The 20348-nt window shown below is 72.1% G+C and carries 17 protein-coding genes and 1 tRNA gene; 9 read left to right on the forward strand and 9 right to left on the reverse strand.

From position 1 onward, the window contains the following. The first annotated feature begins 38 nt into the window (after nucleotides 1-38). From AB3X52_RS00225 to AB3X52_RS00240, 4 genes are all read left to right on the forward strand, one after another. Entirely contained in the window at nucleotides 39-428 is a 390-nt protein-coding gene (locus AB3X52_RS00225; protein WP_367990579.1) for a phage holin family protein, read from the forward strand. Next, nucleotides 425-913: a low molecular weight protein-tyrosine-phosphatase gene (locus AB3X52_RS00230; protein WP_367990581.1), complete on the forward strand. Its 489-nt coding sequence runs from the start codon at nucleotides 425-427 to the stop codon at nucleotides 911-913. The genes AB3X52_RS00225 and AB3X52_RS00230 overlap by 4 nt, the downstream gene beginning before the upstream one ends. Then, nucleotides 910-1767 (forward strand): fructosamine kinase family protein, encoded by an 858-nt coding sequence (locus tag AB3X52_RS00235; RefSeq protein WP_367990583.1) that lies wholly within the window; start codon nucleotides 910-912, stop codon nucleotides 1765-1767. The genes AB3X52_RS00230 and AB3X52_RS00235 overlap by 4 nt, the downstream gene beginning before the upstream one ends. A 76-nt stretch (nucleotides 1768-1843) precedes the next feature. Continuing rightward, nucleotides 1844-3106 (forward strand): MFS transporter, encoded by a 1263-nt coding sequence (locus AB3X52_RS00240; protein ID WP_367990585.1) that lies wholly within the window; start codon nucleotides 1844-1846, stop codon nucleotides 3104-3106. Here the strand turns inward: AB3X52_RS00240 and AB3X52_RS00245 are convergent. Next, a complete protein-coding gene (locus tag AB3X52_RS00245; protein WP_367990587.1) occupies nucleotides 3090-4958 on the reverse strand; it encodes an acyltransferase family protein in 1869 nt (622 codons plus the stop codon). The genes AB3X52_RS00240 and AB3X52_RS00245 overlap by 17 nt on opposite strands. A 172-nt stretch (nucleotides 4959-5130) precedes the next feature. On the opposite strand from AB3X52_RS00245, the gene AB3X52_RS00250 reads away from it, so the two are divergent. Continuing rightward, complete coding sequence (locus AB3X52_RS00250) at nucleotides 5131-5613, forward strand: acyl-CoA thioesterase (protein ID WP_367990589.1); 483 nt, start codon at nucleotides 5131-5133, stop codon at nucleotides 5611-5613. A 51-nt stretch (nucleotides 5614-5664) separates the two neighbouring features. On the opposite strand, the gene AB3X52_RS00255 is transcribed toward AB3X52_RS00250, so the two are convergent. From AB3X52_RS00255 to AB3X52_RS00265, 3 genes are all read right to left on the reverse strand, one after another. After that, nucleotides 5665-5752 (reverse strand) — tRNA-Ser (locus AB3X52_RS00255). A gap of 90 nt (nucleotides 5753-5842) precedes the next feature. After that, the gene (locus tag AB3X52_RS00260) at nucleotides 5843-6280 is read right to left on the reverse strand and encodes a nucleoside deaminase (protein WP_367990850.1); all 438 of its coding nucleotides are present in this window, start codon (nucleotides 6278-6280) and stop codon (nucleotides 5843-5845) included. A 26-nt stretch (nucleotides 6281-6306) separates the two neighbouring features. Next, nucleotides 6307-6801, reverse strand: a complete 495-nt coding sequence (locus AB3X52_RS00265) for a tRNA adenosine deaminase-associated protein (RefSeq protein WP_367990591.1) — start codon at nucleotides 6799-6801, stop codon at nucleotides 6307-6309. Between the two features lie 177 nt (nucleotides 6802-6978). On the opposite strand from AB3X52_RS00265, the gene upp reads away from it, so the two are divergent. Further along, nucleotides 6979-7620 carry a uracil phosphoribosyltransferase gene (gene upp, locus AB3X52_RS00270; RefSeq protein WP_367990593.1) on the forward strand — a complete coding sequence of 214 codons (642 nt, stop codon included), beginning with the start codon at nucleotides 6979-6981 and terminating at the stop codon, nucleotides 7618-7620. Between the two features lie 32 nt (nucleotides 7621-7652). On the opposite strand, the gene thpR is transcribed toward upp, so the two are convergent. The 5 genes from thpR to AB3X52_RS00295 form a co-directional block, all read right to left on the reverse strand. After that, a complete protein-coding gene (gene thpR, locus AB3X52_RS00275) occupies nucleotides 7653-8207 on the reverse strand; it encodes an RNA 2',3'-cyclic phosphodiesterase (protein ID WP_367990595.1) in 555 nt (184 codons plus the stop codon). A gap of 11 nt (nucleotides 8208-8218) precedes the next feature. Further along, the gene (locus tag AB3X52_RS00280; protein WP_367990597.1) at nucleotides 8219-8950 is read right to left on the reverse strand and encodes a VIT1/CCC1 transporter family protein; all 732 of its coding nucleotides are present in this window, start codon (nucleotides 8948-8950) and stop codon (nucleotides 8219-8221) included. 125 nt (nucleotides 8951-9075) lie between these two features. Then, entirely contained in the window at nucleotides 9076-10221 is a 1146-nt protein-coding gene (locus AB3X52_RS00285; protein ID WP_367990599.1) for an acyl-CoA dehydrogenase family protein, read from the reverse strand. Nucleotides 10222-10242: 21 nt separating this feature from the next. After that, entirely contained in the window at nucleotides 10243-11757 is a 1515-nt protein-coding gene (locus tag AB3X52_RS00290) for an MDR family MFS transporter (RefSeq protein ID WP_367990601.1), read from the reverse strand. 60 nt (nucleotides 11758-11817) lie between these two features. Beyond that, nucleotides 11818-13689 carry a sulfatase family protein gene (locus tag AB3X52_RS00295; RefSeq protein WP_367990603.1) on the reverse strand — a complete coding sequence of 624 codons (1872 nt, stop codon included), beginning with the start codon at nucleotides 13687-13689 and terminating at the stop codon, nucleotides 11818-11820. A gap of 238 nt (nucleotides 13690-13927) precedes the next feature. Here AB3X52_RS00295 and glgX point away from each other — a divergent pair, with 238 nt between their 5' ends. The 3 genes from glgX to treZ are packed head-to-tail and all read left to right on the forward strand — an operon-like array spanning nucleotide 13928 to nucleotide 20311. Beyond that, nucleotides 13928-16117, forward strand: coding sequence for a glycogen debranching protein GlgX (glgX, locus tag AB3X52_RS00300; RefSeq protein ID WP_367990605.1), 2190 nt, complete (start codon nucleotides 13928-13930; stop codon nucleotides 16115-16117). A gap of 16 nt (nucleotides 16118-16133) precedes the next feature. Then, nucleotides 16134-18530 carry a malto-oligosyltrehalose synthase gene (gene treY / locus AB3X52_RS00305; RefSeq protein WP_367990607.1) on the forward strand — a complete coding sequence of 799 codons (2397 nt, stop codon included), beginning with the start codon at nucleotides 16134-16136 and terminating at the stop codon, nucleotides 18528-18530. Then, the gene (gene treZ, locus AB3X52_RS00310) at nucleotides 18527-20311 is read left to right on the forward strand and encodes a malto-oligosyltrehalose trehalohydrolase (RefSeq protein ID WP_367990609.1); all 1785 of its coding nucleotides are present in this window, start codon (nucleotides 18527-18529) and stop codon (nucleotides 20309-20311) included. The genes treY and treZ overlap by 4 nt, the downstream gene beginning before the upstream one ends. The last annotated feature ends 37 nt before the right edge of the window (nucleotides 20312-20348 follow it).

Below are 20348 nucleotides of genomic sequence, written 5' to 3' on the forward strand. Positions count from 1 at the left end.
CGAGTGCCGGACTTGCGCGACCGTGTCACGATCAAGCCGTGAGGTTCCTGACCTGGCTGCTGACCAACGCGGTGGCGCTCGCCGTGGCGCTCTGGCTCGTGCCCGGGATCTGGCTGGGCGGCCCGACCTCGGGCTCGGAGGAGATCAAGCACAAGCTCTGGCGGCTCATCGTCGTCGCGCTGATCCTCGGGATCGTCAACTACCTGGTGAAGCCGGTGATGAAGGTCCTCTCGATCCCCTTCATCATCCTCACCCTCGGTCTGTTCCTGCTCGTCATCAACGCCGCCATGCTCGGCCTGACGGCCTGGATCCTCTCCGGGACCGACGTCGGCTTCCACGTCGACGGCTTCTGGGCGGCCGTGCTGGGCGGTCTCATCATCGCGGTCGTCGGGGCCGTCGTACGCCGGGCGCTGGAGGACGAGCGGTGAGGATCGCCGTCGTCTGCCTCGGCAACATCTGCCGCTCCCCCATGGCCGAGGTCGTGCTGCGCGAGCGCCTCGACGAGGCCGGCCTGACCGACGTCGAGCTGGTCTCGGCCGGCACGGGCGACTGGCACATCGGCGAGCGGATGGACCGGCGCGCGGCGGCGACGCTGCGCGGAGCCGGCTATGACCCCGACCGCCACCGCGCGAAGCAGTGGCCCGTGGGCGACCTGGCGTCCTACGACCTGGTGCTGGCCATGGACCAGCAGAACCTCGCCGACCTGCTCCGGCTCGCCGGCGACGACGAGGTGGACGCGGCGCGCGTGCGTCTCTTCCGCGACTTCGACCCCGACGGCGCGGGGCTGGACGTCCCGGACCCCTACTACGGCGGCAACGACGGCTTCACGAAGGTGCTCGAGATCGTCGAGCGGACGAGCGACGCCCTCGTCGGGCGGCTGGTGCGCGACCGCGCGGAGGTCGCCGAGCGGTGACCCGTCAGCCGGCGATCGCCCGCCGTGCCGAGCAGCTGCTCGGCACCGCCGTCGTGAGCACGGCCCCGGTCGCCGGCGGTGACGTCGCGACCGCCACCAAGCTGCGCCTCAACGACGGCTCGATGGCGCTGATGAAGACGATGCCGCGGCCTCCGGAGGGCTTCTTCGCGGCCGAGGCGCGCGGCCTGCGCTGGCTCGCCGAGCCCGGGACCGCCCTCGTGCCGGAGGTCCTCGCCGCCGAGCAGGACTGCCTCATCATCCGCTGGGTCGAGCCGGGCCGTCCCTCGACGGAGGCCGCCGAGGCGTTCGGCCGTGCCCTCGCCGGGCTCCACCGTGCCGGCGCCGATGGCTTCGGCGCGGAGCAGGACGGCTTCATCGGACGCCTCCCGATGCCGAACCGGAGCGCGCCGACGTGGGCGGAGTTCTACGCCGTACGACGCCTGCTGCCCTACCTCAAGCTCGCCCACGACCGCGGCGCGGTGGAGTACGACGAGGCCGCGGCGATCGAGTCGCTCATCGGACGCCTCACCGCGCTGCTGCCCGAGGAGCCGCCGGCGCGGCTCCACGGGGACCTGTGGAACGGGAACGTGCTGTGGGACCGCGAGGGCGGCGCCTGGCTCATCGATCCGGCGGCGTACGGCGGCCACCGCGAGGTCGACCTGGCGATGATGGCGCTCTTCGGGCTGCCCCACCTCGACCGCGTCATCGGCGCCTACCAGGACGTCAACCCGCTCGCGGCCGGCTGGGAGTCCCGCGTCGCGCTCCACCAGCTCTTCCCGCTGCTGGTCCACGCCGCCATGTTCGGCGGTGGCTACGGCGCCCGCGCGGCCGAGGCCGCGCGGCGCTACCTGTAAAGCCGCACCAGCGCCCCCGCGACCTTGACGCCGCCATGCGCGACCTCCTCCCCGATCGTTTAGCATTGCTAATGAGATGACCGAGACCAGAGATCCCGTGACCGGACCTGAGACCGCGGCCGCCGTCCTCCGCCGGATCGCGCCCTCTGCGCTCCTGCCGGCACTGGTCTATGAGATCGGCAACGGGGCGATCGCGCCGATCATCGCGCTCGTGGCGCTGGCGGAGGGCGCCTCGACCGCCGTGGCCGGCCTGATGCTCTCGATGCTCGGCATCGGGCGGATCCTCGGCGACGTCCCGGCCGCGCGGCTGGCCGATCGGCTCGGCGACCGCAGGGCGATGGTCTGCGCCAGCACCGTGACGGCCGCGGGGCTCGCCGTCTGCTGGGCGGTCCCGTCGATCGTCGCGCTCGCGCTCGCGCTGCTGGTCATCGGCGCCTGCAACGCGACGTTCTACCTCGCCCGGCAGACCTACATCTCCGACGTCGTCTCGATCGAGCTGCGCGCCCGGGCGCTCTCCACGCTGGCGGGGTCGCACCGCATCGGGCTCTTCATCGGCCCGTTCCTGGGCGCCGCGGCGATCGCGGTCTGGGGCACGCGCGCGGCGTTCGGCGTCGCCATCCTCAGCACGGTCGCGACCGGCGTACTCCTGCTGCTCGTGCCCGACCAGGAGCACGCCGGCGACCGTCCGCCGGCGCACCGCGGCGGCGGGAGTACGACGGCGATGTACCGCGCCCACCAGCAGCTGTTCTGGACGCTCGGACTCGCCGTGCTCGCCGTCGGCGCCGTGCGCGCCGCGCGGCAGACCGTCCTGCCGCTCTGGGCCGAGCACATCGGGCTCGACGCGGCCACCACGAGCCTCGTGTTCGGCGTCGCCAACGCCGTGGACATGTCGCTCTTCTATCCGTCCGGCCACGTGATGGACCGGCTCGGCCGGCTCGCGGTCGCGGTGCCGTCGATGACGCTGCTCGGGGTCGGGATGATGCTGCTCCCGCTCTCCCACGACGCCCTGCTCCTCGGCGTCATCGCGGTCGTGATGAGCATCGGCAACGGCATCGGCTCGGGCATCATGATGACCCTCGGCGCCGACGCGGCGCCCGCCCGCGGCCGCACCACCTTCCTCGCCATCTGGCGCCTCCTCAGCGACAGCGGCAACGCCCTGGGTCCCCTCGTCCCCGCCGCGGTCGCGGCCACCGCCACCCTCGCCGTCGGCGTCTCCGTCACCGGCCTGCTCGGCCTCGCGGCCGCCGCCGGCCTCGCCCGCTGGGTCCCGCGCCACTCCACCTACGCCACCCCCGCCATGGTCCGCGCCCACCACGCGACGATCAGGCGAGGCGGGTGACGACCTTCGCGACGGTGGCGGCGTAGCGGTTCGCGCCGGACGGGCCGGGGTGGATGTGGTCGGGCCCGAGGTCGCGGAGGTGGTGGCGGATCGCGTCCCGCCAGTCGACGAGGTGAGCGTGGCTGTCATGAGCGACGTAGGCCGCCAGGTCGCGGTTGACCTCGCCCGCCCAGGGCCGGTCGACGAAGACGTTGACGAACACCAGCTCGCGCGCCGCCCCGACGCTGCGGCGGATCTCGGCCAGCGTCCCGCGCGCCAGCGCACCGTTGGTGCCGACCCCGATGAGGACGATCGGGCGCAGCCGGTGAGCGCGGGCGAGCCCACGCAGCAGCGCAGGTACGACGGCGGCCTGGCGTCCCACCTTCGCGTGGATGTCGATCCCGGGGAACCGGTGGAGCAGCCCCGGCGCCGAGGCGAGCATCACGGAGTCGCCGACGGCGGTGATGCGGCGCCCGACGGGGACCGGCGTGGCATGCCGCCCGGCGTCCGGCCGCCCGTGCGCGGAGCCACGCGCCGACGCAGGCCGTGCCGCCTCGGCCTGCTGGGCGAGCGCGATGGCCTGCTCCCCCGCGCGGACCTGCGCCTGGGCCGCGGTGGTCGCCGGCGCGTGCAGTGCGGAGACGGCGGTGGCCGCAACACAGACGACGGCCACGAGACCGGCGGTGACCACGCCCATCCGGGCCGGACCGGGCCAGCGCAGCCGGCGCATCACCGCGGCGGCGTACCGCCGGAAGCCGTGCTCGTGGATCGGCCGCTCGAGCAGGAGGTACGACGCCGTGGCGGCCGCACCGGTGAACCCGAACGCGACCACGGCGCACTGCCCAGGATGGTCGAGCGCCCAGTCCGGCCAGCGGGCCCGGAGCAGCACGAGGACCGGCCAGTGCCACAGGTAGAGGCCGTAGGAGACCAGGCCGGTCCGCCGCAGTGGCGACCATGACAGGAGACGGGTGACCGGCCCGCGCCCGGTCACGACGGCCGCCAGCACCAGCGTCGTGCACGCCACGACGGCCGGCAGCCCGACGACGTAGGTGATCCGGTCGGCGCCGTCGAGCAGGACACCGGCGAGGACGAGGAGGACCAGCGCCGTCCCCGCGACGCGCTGGGCGAGCAGCCGGCGCGGCAGGCGCGCACCGGCGAAGGCGAGCAACGCGCCGGCGAGCAGCCCGAAGCAGTGCGTGTCCGAGCCGTAGTAGGCCCGGCCGGCATCGCCCACCATCCCGACGACGGCCATCGCCACGGTCGACGCGGCGGCCAGGCCGGCGACGACGATGCACGTCGTCCGGAGCGGGCGACGCCGGTGGCGTACGACGACGAGCAGCCCAGCCAGCAGGAGCGGCCACACCACATAGAACTGCTCTTCGACCGCCAGCGACCACAGGTGCTGCAGCAGCGGTGGCGAGCTCTCGGCGAAGTAGCCGTTGCCGGTCGCGACCAGGTGCCAGTTCGTCACGAAGGCCGCTGCCGCGACGAGCTGACCGCCGAACCCGACACCGGTGTCGCCACCGACCAGGAGCGCCCCGAGCCCGCAGGCCAGGACCACGGCGACCAGTGCCGGCAGCAGCCGCCGGATCCGCCGCAGCCAGAACCGCCCCGGCGCCACCGTCCCCGCCGCATGCTCGCGGACCAGTCCGCCGGTGATGAGGTAGCCGCTGAGCACGAAGAAGACGTCGACCCCGACGAAGCCGCCCGGCACGGCCCGCGGGAAGGCGTGGAAGAGCATCACGCCCAGCACCGCGATCCCACGGAGGCCGTCCAGTGCCGCCAGCCGCGAGGGGCGGGACGGACGAGGCCGACGGGCTGGGCGCGCCGAGGGCAGGCGTACGCCGTCCGGCCGGGTCATCGTCGCGGTCATGCTGTCCTTGCTGGTCTCGCGGCCTTGCTGGTCTCGCGGGCGGGGAGAGGCTAGGCCATCCGCCGTTCCAGGGCATCACGGACACGCGGCCGGGCCGCGGCGGCGCGCCGCTACGGTGCTGGTGAGCAGCCGAAACGCAGCAGCCACCCGCCGTCGTACCCCTGGAGCACGCATGCCCGCCGACAACGCGACCGCCCGCACGAGCACAGCCCCGGCGACCCCGAAGGCCGAGCGGCCGTCGCTGGCGGCGTACGCGCACGTCTCGTCCTTCACGACCCGCTGGATGGACAACGACGTCTACGGCCACGTCAACAACGTGACCTACTACAGCTACTTCGACTCGGTGGCGAACGCCTACCTCATCGAAGCGGGCGGCCTCGACATCCACACATCGCCGGTGATCGGGCTGGTGGTGGAGTCCGGGTGCCGCTACCACGCCCCGGTCGCCTATCCGGCGCGGCTGCGCGCCGGGCTGCGGGTCGACCGGCTCGGCAACCGGGCGGTCACCTACGGCCTCGCCATCTTCACCGAGGACGACGACCTCGCCGTCGCGGACGGCCACGTCGTGCACGTCTTCGTCGACCGGGAGACGCGGAGGCCGACCGCCATCCCCGACCCGATCCGGGACGCCCTGGCGCGGCTCGTCCGCGCCTGAAACGTCGGCGAAATGCCACGGATCCCGGCCCTGTCAGGACCGGGATCCAGTTGGCGGTGGCGGTGGGATTTGAACCCACGGTAGGTTTCCCTACACAGCATTTCGAGTGCTGCACCATCGGCCGCTCGGACACGCCACCGCCGGGAAGGCTACCGGAGAGCCCGCGGCGGGACGAAATCGCCCGTCGCCCCCTGTGACACCCGCGGTGCGCTCCAGCGCACGCCGCGTGTCACATCGCTCGGTGGTCGCGGAAGAAGTCGGTGAGCAGCGCGGTCTGCTCCTCGGCGTACACCCCGCTGACGACCTCGGGACGGTGGTTGAGCCGCCGGTCGCGCACGACGTCCCAGAGCGAGCCGACGGCGCCGGCCTTGTCGTCGAAGGCGCCGAAGACGACCCGCTCGACGCGAGCCAGGACGCTGGCGCCGGCGCACATCGTGCACGGCTCGAGGGTGACGACCAGGGTGCAGCCGTCGAGCCGCCACTCGCCGCGGGCGCGGGCGGCCTGCCGCAGCGCCACCACCTCGGCATGACCGGTCGGGTCGGCCTCGGCCTCGCGGACGTTGCGGCCGCGGCCGAGGACGTCGCCGGAGGGCGAGAGGACGACCGCGCCGATGGGTACGTCGCCGGTCGCCAACGCAGCGCGCGCCTCCTCGAGAGCCACGCGCATCGCAGGGCCCCAGCGCTCCTGGAGCGTCACGCCGAGGTCAGGCCGACGGCGTCGTCGAAGAGCTCGCCGAAGCCGACCTTGCGGGCCACCTCGGAGAGCATCTCGTCGGGGTAGAGGTCGAGGTCGTCGAGCAGGATGCCCATGTCCATCGCGCTCATCCCGGCGTCGGCGAGGATGCCGAGGTCACCCGCGGGCTCCGCCTCGTCCTCGTCCTCGGGCAGCGGCAGACCGAGGTGCTCCACCGCGGAGGCCGCGAGCTCCCACTCGTCGGCCGCGGTCACGTCGGAGAGCAGCACCCGCGTCGTCGCGCCGACCACCCGCACGATGACGAAGAAGTCCTCGTCGACCGCGACCAGGCCCACCGCACCGTTGTCACCGGGGAAGCGGCGCAGGGCGTGCGCCAGCGTCTCGACGTCGGTCAGCAGGTCGTGGGCGATCTCCTGGACCGTCCAGACCCCCTCCTCGCGGTAGGCCGCGAGAGCGAAGTCGACTCCCTCGATCTGGTCGGACTGCTCGGACACATCACCCAGAGTGACAGAGGACCCGGCCAGCGCCAACCCCCTTTCGGCCCCTGACGTCTGCCCGTCATCGACCGTCACACGCCGTTCACCACCCAGGCCCGACCGCCGCTCACCACAGGCCGGGGCGCGACGATCGCCGACGCGGCACGTGGGACGCCCACCGCATAGGGTGCGACCATGCAGACGCTCGTCGTGGACCACCCGCTGGTCACCCACAAGCTCACCGTGCTGCGCGACCGCGAGACCGGGTCGCCGACGTTCCGCAAGCTCGCCGACGAGCTCGTGACGCTCCTCGCCTACGAGGCCACCCGCGACATCCGGGTCGAGCCGGTCGACATCCACACGCCGGTCGCTGCCACGACCGGCGTACGCCTGGCGTCTCCGCTCCCCCTCGTCGTCCCGATCCTGCGCGCCGGGCTCGGCATGCTCGACGGGATGATGCGGCTCCTGCCCACCGCCGAGGTCGGCTTCCTCGGCATGGTGCGCAACGAGGAGACGCTGGAGGCGACGACGTACGCCGAACGCCTCCCGGCGGACCTCTCCGGCCGGCAGTGCTACGTCCTCGACCCGATGCTCGCGACGGGCGGCACCCTGGCCGCGGCCATCGACTTCCTCGTGCAGCGGGGCGCCGACCACATCACCGCGGTCTGCCTGCTGGCCGCCCCCGAGGGCGTCGCCGCGCTCGAGACCGCGCTCGCCCACATCGACGTCCCGGTCACCATCGTCACCGCCGCCGTCGACGAGCAGCTCAACGAGAAGGGCTACATCGTCCCGGGCCTCGGCGACGCCGGCGACCGGTTGTACGGCGTCGCCGGCTGACCGGCGTCGACCGCTGACCGGGCAACACCGCCTCACCCGCCGAGCAGGAACTCCTCGCGCACCTCATAGCGCGGCCGACCGCGCGGCCCCTCACCGAGGTGCGACTCGACGAGGGTGATCCGGTCGACCGTCCAGGCCGGCCCACGGTAGGCGTCGAGCAGCCGCACCCAGTTCGTCATCTCCTGCGGCCGGTTGACCCGGGCGAGCGTGACATGCGGGCGGAATCGGCCGCCGTCGACCTCGATCCCGGCCTTCGTCGTGGCCGCGCGGACGCCGGTCGCGAGCCGGTCGATCTCCACCCGGCCCTCCTCCGCCAGCGCGAGCCCCGCCCAGAGCACGCGGCCGCGCGCGACGTCGGGGAACGCGCCCCCTCCGGTGATCACCGCCTCGAAGGGCGTACGACGCCGGGCGGCTCGCTCCAGGCGCTCGACCCAGTCGTCGTAGGACCGGTCGGGCACGGCCGCCGCGAAGGCGAGGGTCACGTGGAGCTGCTCCGCGGGGGCCCACCGGAACGCCGCCGCCTCGCGGCGTACGTCCAAGAACGCGTCGAGATCCTCGACCACCGCCGCCGGCGGCTCAACCGCCACGAAGGCCCGCATCAGACCTGGGTGCCGATCAGCGTCCCGATCAGGTAGGTGACCCCCATGGCGAGGAGGCCGCCGGCGACGTTGCGGAGGAGCGCCCGGCCGGGCTTCGCGTAGCCGAGGCGCGCACTGGTCCAGCCGGTGAGCGCGAGGGCGAGCGCGACGGCGACGACAGTGCCCCAGATCCGGGCCGTCCCCGGGATCAGCAGGATGGTGAGCAGCGGCAGGACCGCCCCGATCGTGAACGACAGCATCGAGGCGAACGCGGCCGACCACGGGTTGGTGATGTCGTCGGGGTCGATGCCGAGCTCGAGCACGGCGTGCGCGCGCAGCGGGTTGCGGGCGGTGAGCTGCTGCGCGACCTCGCTCGCGACCTCGGGCGTGAGGCCCTTGGACTCGAGCAGGCCTTCGAGCTCCTCCAGTTCCTCCTCGGGCATCTCGGCCAGCTCCCGGCGCTCCTTGTCGAGCAGCGCCAGCTCGGCGTCGCGCTGGGTCGAGACGGAGACGTACTCCCCCGCCGCCATGCTGATCGCGCCCGCGACGAGACCGGCGACGCCGGCGATGAGGATGTTGCTGCGGTCGGCCGTCGCGCCCGCGACGCCCATCACGATGCCGGCGGTCGACACGACGCCGTCGTTGGCCCCCAGCACCCCGGCGCGCAGCCAGTTCAGCCGGTTGTTGAGGCCCTCCTGGGGTTGCTCCTGTGCGACGTGGGCAGCCGTGCTGTCCGCAGCTTCGGTTGTCACGGTCCTATCGTCCCGCCGTACGCCGCACGCCCGCAACGAAGGGCAGGCTACCTACGCCGCCGGGCGCCCACCGGCGAGGATGGGCGCCCGGCATTGGACGATCTGGGGCGATCGCGCTCAGTCGCCTACAGCCCCAGATCGCGGCCGATGAGCTCCTTCATGATCTCATTGGAGCCGGCCCAGATCTTGGTGACGCGGGCGTCGCGCCAGGCGCGGGCGACGCGGTACTCGTTCATGAAGCCGTAGCCGCCGTGGAGCTGGACGCAGTGGTCGAGCACCTCCGACTGGGCCTGCGAGGACCACCACTTCGCCTTGGAGGCCTCGACCGGGCTCAGCTCGCCCTTGCTGTGGGCGAGCACGCAGCGGTCGATGTAGGTCTCGGCGACCTCGATCTGGGTGAACAGCTCCGCGAGCAGGAACTTGTTGTGCTGGAACTGCCCGATCGACTGACCGAACGCCTTGCGGTCCTTGGCGTACTGCAGCGTCTCCACGAGGATCTGCTTGGCGTGCGCGACGTTGGCGACCGCGCAGGAGACCCGCTCCTGGGGCAGCTTCTGCATCATGTGGATGAAGCCGTTGTCGAGCTCGCCGACGATCTCGGCGTCGGTCACCCGGACGTTCTCGAAGAAGAGCTCGGCGGTGTCGGACTCCTCCATCCCGACCTTGTCGAGCTTGCGGCCCCGGCTGAAGCCCTCCTTGGTCGCCTCGACGGCGAACAGCGTGATCCCGCGGGCCTTCTTCTCCGGGGAGGTGCGCGCGGCGACGATCACCAGGTCGGCGGAGTAGCCGTTGGTGATGAACGTCTTCGACCCGTTGATCACCCATTCGTCACCGTCCCGGACGGCGGACGTCTTCAGCGCGGCGAGGTCCGAGCCGCCGGAAGGCTCGGTCATGCCGATCGCGAGCAGGATCTCACCCGCCGCGACGCCGGGGAGCCAGCGCTTCTTCTGCTCCTCCGTGCCGAGCTCGACGAGGTAGGGCGCCGTGATGTCGCTGTGGATGCCGACGCAGGTGGGCAGCGCGGCGTTGACTCCTGCGAGCTCCTCGGCGAGGACGGCATTGAAGCGGAAGTCGTCCGCCCCGGCGCCGCCGTACTCCTCCGGGATGCCGAGGCCGAGGAAGCCGTTGGCGCCGGCCTCGAGCCAGAACTCACGCGGGAGTGCCTTGTCGGCGACGTACTTCTCCGCGTTGGGGATGACGGACCGCTCCAGCCACTGCCGCACGGAGGCGCGGAAGTCCTCGTGGTCCTCGTCGTAGATCTCGCGCTTCATGCCCCCAGTGTACGACGTAAGTTACTGGTCCGTAACCGTGGTCACCGGCTGGGCCGCCGGCTCCTTCAGCGGGTCGGTGACCGGGGCGGCCGGGAGCGTCTCCGCAGGCGCTGTGACGCGGCGCGGCATGAGCGCGCCGGCGAGCAGCAGCGCCACGGAGATCGCGGCACCGACGACGAAGACGGTGTGGAGCGCCGGCTCGAGGACGTCCGGGTCGAGCTGCTCCAGCGCGGGCACCTTCCCGCCGAGCCGGCCGGCGACCACGCCGTTGGCCACGGCGCCGAAGATCGCGACCCCGACGGCCGACCCGACCGAGCGGGCGAACATGTTGGCGCCGGTCGCGACGCCCCGGCTCTGCCAGGCGACGCTCGACTGCGCCGCGACGACACCGGGGCTCACCACGAAACCGAAGCCGAGACCGATGACGAAGCAGGGCGCCGCGAGATGGAGGAAGGAGCTGTCGCCGTCGACGGTGAGCAGCAGCAGGCTGCCGACGACCGCGAGGGCCGCGCCGAGGAGGACGGTGACCCGGAAGCCGAGGGTGAGATAGATCCGCCCGGACAGCGAGGCGGCGATCGGCCAGCCGAGGGTCATCGCGGCGAGCGCGAGCCCCGCGACGACAGCACCGTGGCCGAGCACCTGCTCGCCGAAGAGCGGAACGTACGACGACAGGCCGAGCATCACGCAGCCCACGACGAGGCTGCCCAGGTTGCCGGCGTTGAGCGTCCGGCGGCGGAAGACCCAGAGCGGGAGCACCGGGTCGGTGGCGCGGGTCTCGGCGTACACGAAGCCCACGAGCGCGGCCGCGGCGACCACGAAGAGCGCGATCGAGGTGCCGGAGTCCCAGGCCCAGCGTTGGCCGCCCTCGAGCAGCGCGAGCAGCAGGAGCAGCCCGCCGGCGGTGAGGAGCGTGGCGCCCGGCCAGTCGACGGTCGTACGACGCCGGGTGACCTGCTCCGTGAAGCGACGCTGCAGCATCCAGAACGCCGCGATGCCGACCGGGAGGTTGACGAAGAAGATCGCCCGCCAGGAGAGGTAGTCCGCGAACGCGCCGCCGAGCGTCGGGCCCACGAGCGACGAGATCGCCCAGACCGAGGCGATGTAGCCCTGGACCTTGGCCCGCTCCTGCATCGAGTAGATGTCACCGACGATCGTCATCGCCATCGGCTGGACCGCGCCGGCGCCGAGCCCCTGCAGGGCACGGAAGATGATGAGCGCGGTCATGCCCCAGGCGAAGCCGCAGAGCACCGAGCCGAGCACGAAGAGCGTGATGCCGAGCAGCATCACCGGCTTGCGGCCGAGCAGGTCGGAGACCTTGCCGTAGATCGGCACGGTCACCGCCTGCGCGAGCAGGTAGACCGAGAAGAGCCACGGGAACTGTGTGAACCCGCCCAGGTCGTCGACGACACTCGGGACCGCGGTCGCGAGGATCGTCGAGTCGATCGCCACGAGGCCGGTCGCCAGCATCGTGGCGAGCAGGATCGGGCCGCGCTCGCTGCGCAGGCCGACGGAGGAACGGGTGGTCGGCGGGCTCACGGGACTGGACACGTTGCTTAGCAAGGCTCAAGAACCCGAGAACATTCCCGCCGCGCCCGGCTAGCTGACCCGGACCTTCACCGTCTTGTCGCTCCGGCCGGAGAGCAGGTCGGGCGAGCCGCCGTCGTACTGCACCCGGACGACGTGCACGCGGCGGGCCGTGGAGGCGGGCGGGTCCCAGGAGACGGTGGCCCGACCCTGGGTGTCCACCGCCACCGCCGCGCCGCGCGGGACGCCGTCAACGACGAGCCGGACGTGGCCGCGGTGGGCCTTCACACCCGTGACCGGCGCGCCGACCCGGACGGCGAGGCGGATCGCCTTGGCCCCGCGGGCCGGCACGGTGCGCGCGGCGGGCCGCATGATCGGGAAGCGCGGCTCGTACTGCGCACGCGGCCCGGGAGGCGTCGCCGCCGCGGGGCTGCACTCCGCCTCGCCGACGCAGAGGTGGAGGTCGGCGTACACGCTCTTGAGGCGGGCCAGGACCCCGGCGTACCGCGGGTTGTGCAGGAGGTTCTCCTCCTGCCAGCGCGAGCGGTTGGTGTCGTAGAGCTCCTGGCCGCCGTGCCAATAGCGGATGTAGGTGTAGCGGCCCCAGAGCACGCCCTGCCACCCCCACGCGTGCTCGTAGATGTGACGCTGGACCTCGCCCTCGATCGGGATCGGGCGGGCACCGGTCTTCGCGACACGGCCGACAACGGACTGGCCGTCCGTGACACGCCCGGGCGTCGCACCGGCGAGGTCGACGATCGTCGAGGCCAGGTCGACGGTGGTGACCGGGTGGGCGCTGCGGCGGTGGCCGAACCCGGGACCCTTGATGATCAGCGGGACGTCGAGCGACTCCTTGTAGCCGAGCAGTTTGTTGGAGTAGCGGTGCTCGCCGTTCATGAACCCGTTGTCCGAGGTGAAGATCAGCTCGGTGTTCGCCAGCTCGCCGGTCTCCCGCAGCTTCTTGACGATCGCCGCGACGTGGTCGTCGACCGAGCGCAGTGCCCGGATCCGCCCCAGGAACATCGCCTGGTTGTAGGCCGGACCGGCGTGCTTCCCGCTGAGCCGCGCCTCGACCGGGACGTCGGAGACGTTCGGGTCCTGATAGGCGGCAGAGCGGGTCGCCGGGTTGACCGCGTGCGCGTAGAGGTGGGCGTACTTCGGCTCCGGCAGCGCCGGCCCCGCCTTGGTGTCGCTGATCCCGCCCATGTGCGGCGCGAGCTCGGAGTCGAAGAGGAAGAAGGGCTGGTCGGACCCGGAGAACTCGCCGATCCAGCGCTTCATGATCGTCGTCATGGCCCGCGTGATGTAGCCGCGACCCTGGGCGTCACGCCCGATGTTGGCCTGGCTGAGGTTGTTGTGACCGTCGTTGGAGAAGCGGTACTTCGTGTAGCGGTAGACGTTGGCCGTCGTCGCGTCGAAGTGCGTCCACCCCGCGGGGACGCCGTCGCGCGGCAGCGACCAGGTGTTGAGGTACTTCCCGAGGTACGCCGTCTTGTAGCCGGCGTTCTGCAGCCAGACGCCGAGCGTGTTGTCGCGATCCTTCAGCGCATGGAACCCACCCCACTGCCCGCCGTTGCTGTGCACGCCGTTGTTGTGGGTGTATTCCGCGGTCAGCAGCTCGGCACGCGCCGGGCAGCACAGCGGGTTGGGCGAGACGGCCCGGGTGAACGTCGTCCCGGAACCGCCGAGGAGGCGCCGCGTCTGCGGCATCCAGCGGATGTCGTCGGCACGCATGTCGTCAGTGAGGATCAGCACGATGTTGGGCCGCGCGTGGCTCCCGGTGGAGGCCTGGGTGGCCACCTGGGCCACGGCCCGGGCCGGCGCGTCCGGGACGACGACCACGGCGAGGGCCGCGACGAGGGCCGCCACGACCAGGGCGAGCAGGTTGACGGCGTACGGCGGCAGCGGGCGCAGGTGGCTGGTGCGCGGGCGGGGAAGCAACACGGATCCTCCGAGATGAGTCAGCGGCGCCGGGCGACTCGGGACAGGATCCGGCGTTCGAGAGTGGATCTTGACCTATCACACCGCCCGCCGGAGCCGAAACGCCGCCACCGTGACCGATCGGTGACCTATCTCTCGCTCCCGGCGTTCCGAGAACGTCGGCGGGGTACTGCGCGATGTGACCGAGCGTGCTTTGATCGATCCAACGATCCGCCAGACCGACCCGTCCGAGGGGGAACCGATGGAGATCTGGCCCGGCACGCCGTACCCGCTCGGCTCGACGTTCGACGGCAACGGCACCAACTTCGCGCTCTTCAGCGAGATCGCCGAGAGGGTGGAGCTCTGTCTCTTCGACCCCGACCCGGGCGGCGGCCTCACCGAGCGGCGCATCGAGCTCACCGAGGCCGACGCCTACGTGTGGCACTGCTACCTGCCCGCCGTCCAGCCCGGCCAGCGCTACGGCTACCGCGTGCACGGCCCCTGGGATCCCGAGAAGGGCTTCCGCTGCAACCCGGCCAAGCTGTTGCTCGACCCCTACGCGAAGGCCACCTCGGGTGACATCGACTGGGACCAGAGCCTCTTCGGCTATCAGTTCGGCTCGCCCGACGTTCGCAACGACGACGACTCGGCGGCGCACATGACGCACGGCGTCGTGGTCAACCCGTTCTTCAACTGGGAGGGCGACCGGCAGCCGCGCTACCCCTACAGCGACACCGTCATCTACGAGGCGCACGTCAAGGGGCTCACCCAGCTCCACCCCGACATCCCCGAGGAGCTCCGCGGGACCTACGCCGGCCTCGCGCACCCCGCCGTCATCGAGCACCTCACCAAGCTGGGCGTCACGACGATCGAGCTCATGCCCGTGCACCAGTTCGTGCAGGACAACAGTCTGCTCGAGAAGGGGTTGCGCAACTACTGGGGCTACAACACCCTCGGCTTCTTCGCCCCGCACGCGGCCTACGCCAGCCAGACCGGCCCGGGGCAGCACGTGCAGGAGTTCAAGCAGATGGTGAAGACCCTGCACGCGGCCGGGATCGAGGTGATCCTCGACGTGGTCTACAACCACACCGCCGAGGGCAACCACCTGGGGCCGACGCTCTCGTTCAAGGGCATCGACAACCCGGCGTACTACCGGCTCGTCGAGGACGACCAGCAGTACTACATGGACTACACCGGCACCGGGAACAGCCTCAACGTGCGCCAGCCCCACAGCTTGCAGCTGATCATGGACTCGCTGCGCTACTGGGTGAGCGAGATGCACGTGGACGGCTTCCGCTTCGACCTCGCCGCGACCCTCGCCCGGGAGTTCTACGACGTCGACCGGCTCTCGAGCTTCTTCGAGCTCGTGCAGCAGGACCCCGTGGTCTCGCAGGTCAAGCTGATCGCGGAGCCGTGGGACGTCGGGCCGGGCGGCTACCAGGTCGGCGGCTTCCCGCCGCTGTGGACGGAGTGGAACGGCAAGTTCCGCGACACCGTGCGCGACTTCTGGCGCGGCGAGCCGAACCTGGGCGAGTTCGCCTCGCGGCTGGCCGGGTCGAGCGACCTCTATGAGCACTCCGGGCGGCGCCCGTTCGCCTCGATCAACTTCGTCACCGCCCACGACGGGTTCACGCTCTGCGACCTGGTGTCCTACAACGACAAGCACAACGAGGCCAACGGCGAGGACAACAACGACGGCGAGTCGTTCAACCGCGGCGACAACCACGGCGCCGAGGGGCCGACCGACGACCCCGAGATCCTGGCCGCGCGGGCCAAGGCGCAGCGCAACTTCCTCGCGACGCTCATCCTCAGCCAGGGCGTGCCCATGATCCTGCACGGCGACGAGCTCGGCCGCACCCAGCAGGGCAACAACAACGTCTATGCCCAGGACAACGAGCTCTCCTGGGTCCACTGGGACCAGGCCGACAAGCCGCTCGTCGAGTTCACCGCCGCGCTGATCCGGCTGCGGCGGGCCCATCCCACCTTCCGGCGCAAGCGCTTCTTCACCGGCACCACGGTGCGCACTCCCGTGCCCGGCGGCGAGGGCGACCGGCTCAACGACATCGTCTGGCTCGATCCCACCGGGACGCCGATGGAGGAGGGCGACTGGACCGATGACGAGAGCACCCAGACAGTCGGGATGTACCTCAACGGCCTCGGCATCGCCGGCACCGACGCCCGCGGTCAGAAGATCGTCGACGACCACTTCCTGCTCTACTTCAACGCCGACGGCGAGTGCGACGTGACGCTGCCACCCGACGAGTACGCCGCCGCCTGGGACGTCGTGATCGACACCGGCGCCTCGGTGGAGGGCCGGGAGCCGCTCGCGGCCGGATCCTCCTGTCGGCTGGCGGCCAGCGCGGTCGTCGTACTCCGGGAGCACCACGAGCCCGAGGGCGAGCCGGACCACTCGGTGGCGGCGTCCGTGGCCGCCCTCTCGACGACCACCTGACCGAGACGGAGCGCCGATGCGGATCCCCACGAGCACCTACCGCCTGCAGATCACGGCCGACTTCGACCTCGCCGAGGCGAGCCGGCGGCTGGCCTACCTGCACCGGCTCGGCGTCGACTGGGTCTACCTCTCGCCGCTGTTGGCCGCGGAGGAGGGCAGCGAGCACGGGTACGACGTCGTGGCGCACGACCACGTCGACGACGCCCGCGGCGGGGCGGAGGGGCTGGCCCGGCTGTCGTCCGAGGCACGCCGGCTCGGGATGGGCGTCCTCGTCGACATCGTCCCCAACCATGTCGGGGTCGCGACGCCGCGCCAGGACCCGTGGTGGTGGGACGTCCTCAAGAACGGCCGCTCGTCCGAGCACGCCGCCGCCTTCGACGTCGACTGGAACGCCGGTCACGACCGGCTGCAGATCCCCGTCGTCGGCGACGACGACCAGCTCGTCGAGGGCGGCGCGATCGCCCACCTCGAGGTCGTCGCGGACCCTGACGACCCCGACGGCCAGCCGGTGCTCACCTACCACGACCACGTCTATCCGATCGCGCCCGGCACGGCCGACGACCTCGGCGCGCCGCTGCCGGACTCCGGTCCGGGTGAGGGGCCGGTGGTCGACGCAGAAGTCGTCCACGGCCGCCAGCACTACGAGCTGGTGGGCTGGCGCCACGCCGACGACGCGCTGAACTACCGGCGCTTCTTCGCCGTCAACACGCTCGCCGCGGTGCGGGTGGAGGAGCCGGAGGTCTTCGCCGAGACCCATGCCGAGATCGGCCGGTGGTTCCGCGAGGGGCTCGTCGACGGCCTGCGGGTCGACCACCCCGACGGGCTCCGCGACCCGCAGCGCTATCTCGACGACCTCGCCGAGCTGACCGGCGGCGCCTATGTGCTCGTGGAGAAGATCCTCGAGCACGGCGAGGACCTGCCGCGCTCATGGCGGACCGCCGGCACGACCGGGTACGACGTGCTCGGCGCGATCGACCGCGTGCTGACCGACCCCGCGGCGGAGCAGCCGCTCGACGAGCTCGAGACCACGCTGCGCGGCGCGCCGGTCGACTGGGGCGGGATGGTCCACGACCGCAAGCGCGAGGTCGCCGACACGATCCTGCGATCCGAGGTCAAGCGCATCGTGCGCGACCTGAGGCGGCACCTGCCCGTCGTACCCGCCTATCGGGCAGAGGACGCCGTGGCCGAGCTGCTGGCCTGCTTCCCGGTCTACCGGAGCTACCTGCCGGAGGGGCGCGAGCACCTCGACGCCGCGTTCGCCGCGGCGCGGGCCCGGCGACCGGAGCTCGGGCCGGTCTTCGACGCGCTCGAGCCGTGGCTCTTCGACCCCGACCTTGCGGCGGCGAAGCGCTTCCAGCAGACCAGCGGGATGGTGATGGCGAAGGGCGTGGAGGACTGTGCGTTCTACCGCTGGTCGCGGCTCACCTCCCTCAACGAGGTCGGCGGCGACCCGGCGGTCTTCGCGGTCTCGGTCGCAGAGTTCCACGCGGCGATGGCGCGGCGGGAGGCGGAGTGGCCGCACGCCATGACGACCACCTCCACCCACGACACGAAGCGCGGCGAAGACGTCCGCGCCCGGATCGGGGTCCTCGCCGAGATCCCCGAGGTCTGGGCGGGCCACCTCGTCGAGCTGCTGACGATCAACCCGGTGCCCGACCGCGGCTTCGGCGGGCTGCTGGTCCAGGCGGCGCTGGGCGCCTGGCCGCTCCCCCGCGAACGCCTGCACGCGTACGCCGAGAAGGCGATGCGCGAGGCCGGCGACCACACCACGTGGACGGATGTCGATGCGGACTACGAGGCGGCGGTGCACCGCTTCGTCGACGCTCTCTACGACGAGGAGCCGGTGCGGGCCGTCTTCGCGGAGCTGCTCGCGCACGTCGTGGCGCCCGGCTGGTCCAACGCGCTGGCGGCCAAGCTGCTCGCGCTGACGATGCCGGGCGTTCCCGACGTCTATCAGGGCAGCGAGCTGTGGGAGCAGAGCCTCGTCGACCCCGACAACCGCCGGCCGATCGACCTCGACCGGCGGGAGGAGCTGCTGGCCGCGCTGGTCGATGGCGCGGGCGCGCCGCTCACCGCCTCGGCCGACGACCCGGGCGTGGCCAAGCTGCTGCTCACCCACCGGGCGCTCACCCTGCGGCGCGAGCGGCCGGAGCTCTTCTCGTCCTATACACCCGTGCGTGCGGTCGGGCCTGCCGCGGACCACGTCGTCGCCTACGACCGCGGCGGCGCCATCGCCGTCGCCACCCGGCTGCCGGTGGGTCTCGTCGGCGCGGGCGGCTGGCGGGACACCCGGCTCGACCTGCCGTCCGGGCGGTGGCGCGACGAGCTGACCGGCGCCGAGACGACCACCGGCCAGCTCGGATGCCTCCTCGCGACCTATCCCGTCGCGCTGCTCGTGCGGGTGCAGAAATGACGGCGGCACGCAGGCAGCACGGGCCCTACGACGTGTGGGCCCCCCGGGCCGAGCGGCTGCGACTGTCGGTGGGCGATGACATCGTCGAGATGAGCAAGGGTCCGGACGACTGGTGGTCTCCGGAGGGTCCCGTCCCCGATCCCGCCCTGGAGGTGGACTACGGCTACCTGATCGATGCCTCGGACGCGCCCCGACCCGATCCCCGGTCGCGGCGCCAGCCGGCGGGCGTCCACCAGCGCTCGCGAACCTACGACCCGGGTTCCTTCGCCTGGTCCGACCAGGACTGGACCGGGCGCCAGCTCGCCGGGTCGGTGATCTACGAGCTCCACGTCGGCACGTTCACGCCCGACGGCACGCTCGACGCCGCGATCGAGCGGCTCGACCACCTCCGCCGGATCGGCGTCGACCTGGTCGAGCTGATGCCGGTCAACGCCGTCAACGGGACCCACAACTGGGGCTACGACGGCGTGCTGTGGCACGCCGTCCACGAGGAGTACGGCGGCCCGGCCGCCTACCAGCGGTTCGTCGACGCCTGCCACGTCGCCGGCCTCGGCGTGATCCAGGACGTGGTCTACAACCACCTCGGCCCGTCCGGGAACTACCTGCCGCTCTTCGGGCCCTACCTCAAGGAGGGCACCAACACGTGGGGCGAGTTGGTCAACCTCGACGGCCCAGGGTCCGACGAGGTCCGGCGCTACATCCTCGACAACGTCCGGATGTGGCTCGACGACTACCACGTGGACGGCCTGCGGCTCGACGCCGTGCACGCGCTCGCCGACTCCTCCGACATCCACCTGCTGGAGGAGATGGCGATCGAGGTCGCCGCGCTCTGCGCCCACCAGCGGCGGCCGCTGACGCTGATCGCCGAGTCCGACCTCAACGACCCGGTGATGGTGACGCCGCGCGAGGCGCGCGGCTACGGGCTCGACGCCCAGTGGAGCGACGACTTCCACCATGCCCTCCATGTCGCGCTCACCGGCGAGACGCAGGGCTACTACGCCGACTTCGCACCTCTCTTTGCGCTGGCGAAGGTGTGTGAGCGCGGGTTCTTCCACGACGGGACGTACTCGTCCTTCCGCGGCCGCGACCACGGCGTCCCGGTCGACACCGAGGCCATGCCGACCTGGCGGCTCGTGGTGTGCAGCCAGAACCACGACCAGGTCGGCAACCGCGCCACCGGCGACCGGCTCTCGGATCCCTCGCCGGGCCACCTCGACGACGACCGGCTCGCCTGCGCCGCGCTGCTCACCCTCGCCGGCCCGTTCACGCCGATGCTCTTCCAGGGCGAGGAGTGGGCGGCGAGCACACCCTTCCAGTTCTTCACCTCCCACCCCGAGCCGGACCTGGGTCGGGCCACCGCCGAGGGGCGGATCGCGGAGTTCGCCGAGCACGGCTGGGACCCCGACACCGTGCCCGACCCGCAGGCCCCGGAGACCTTCGCCCGCTCGAAGCTCGACTGGTCGGAGGCGACCCGCGGACGCGGGGCACGGCTGCTCGCGGTCTACGAGCGCCTCGCCGCACTGCGGCGGACGCTCCCCGCGCTCAGCGACCCGGCCTTCGGCCACGTCACGTCAACCGCCGACGAAGCGACCCGGCTGTTCACGCTGCGACGCGGGACGGCGACGGACTCCGTGCTGGTCGCGGTGAATTTCGGCGACGACCCGGTCACGCTCGAGCTCGCCGAGGAGCGCTCCGAGGTGTTGTTCGAGACGCCGGCCGGCGTACGCCTGACGAGCGGGCGGCTGATGTTGCCGCCGCATGCCGGGGCGCTCCTGCGCTGAGGCCGGAGCCGGGACGAGCCCGGGTCCCGGGCGCGTC

Origin of the sequence: Nocardioides eburneus (genome assembly GCF_040838215.1) — a bacterium.
Classification (GTDB): domain Bacteria; phylum Actinomycetota; class Actinomycetes; order Propionibacteriales; family Nocardioidaceae; genus Nocardioides; species Nocardioides eburneus.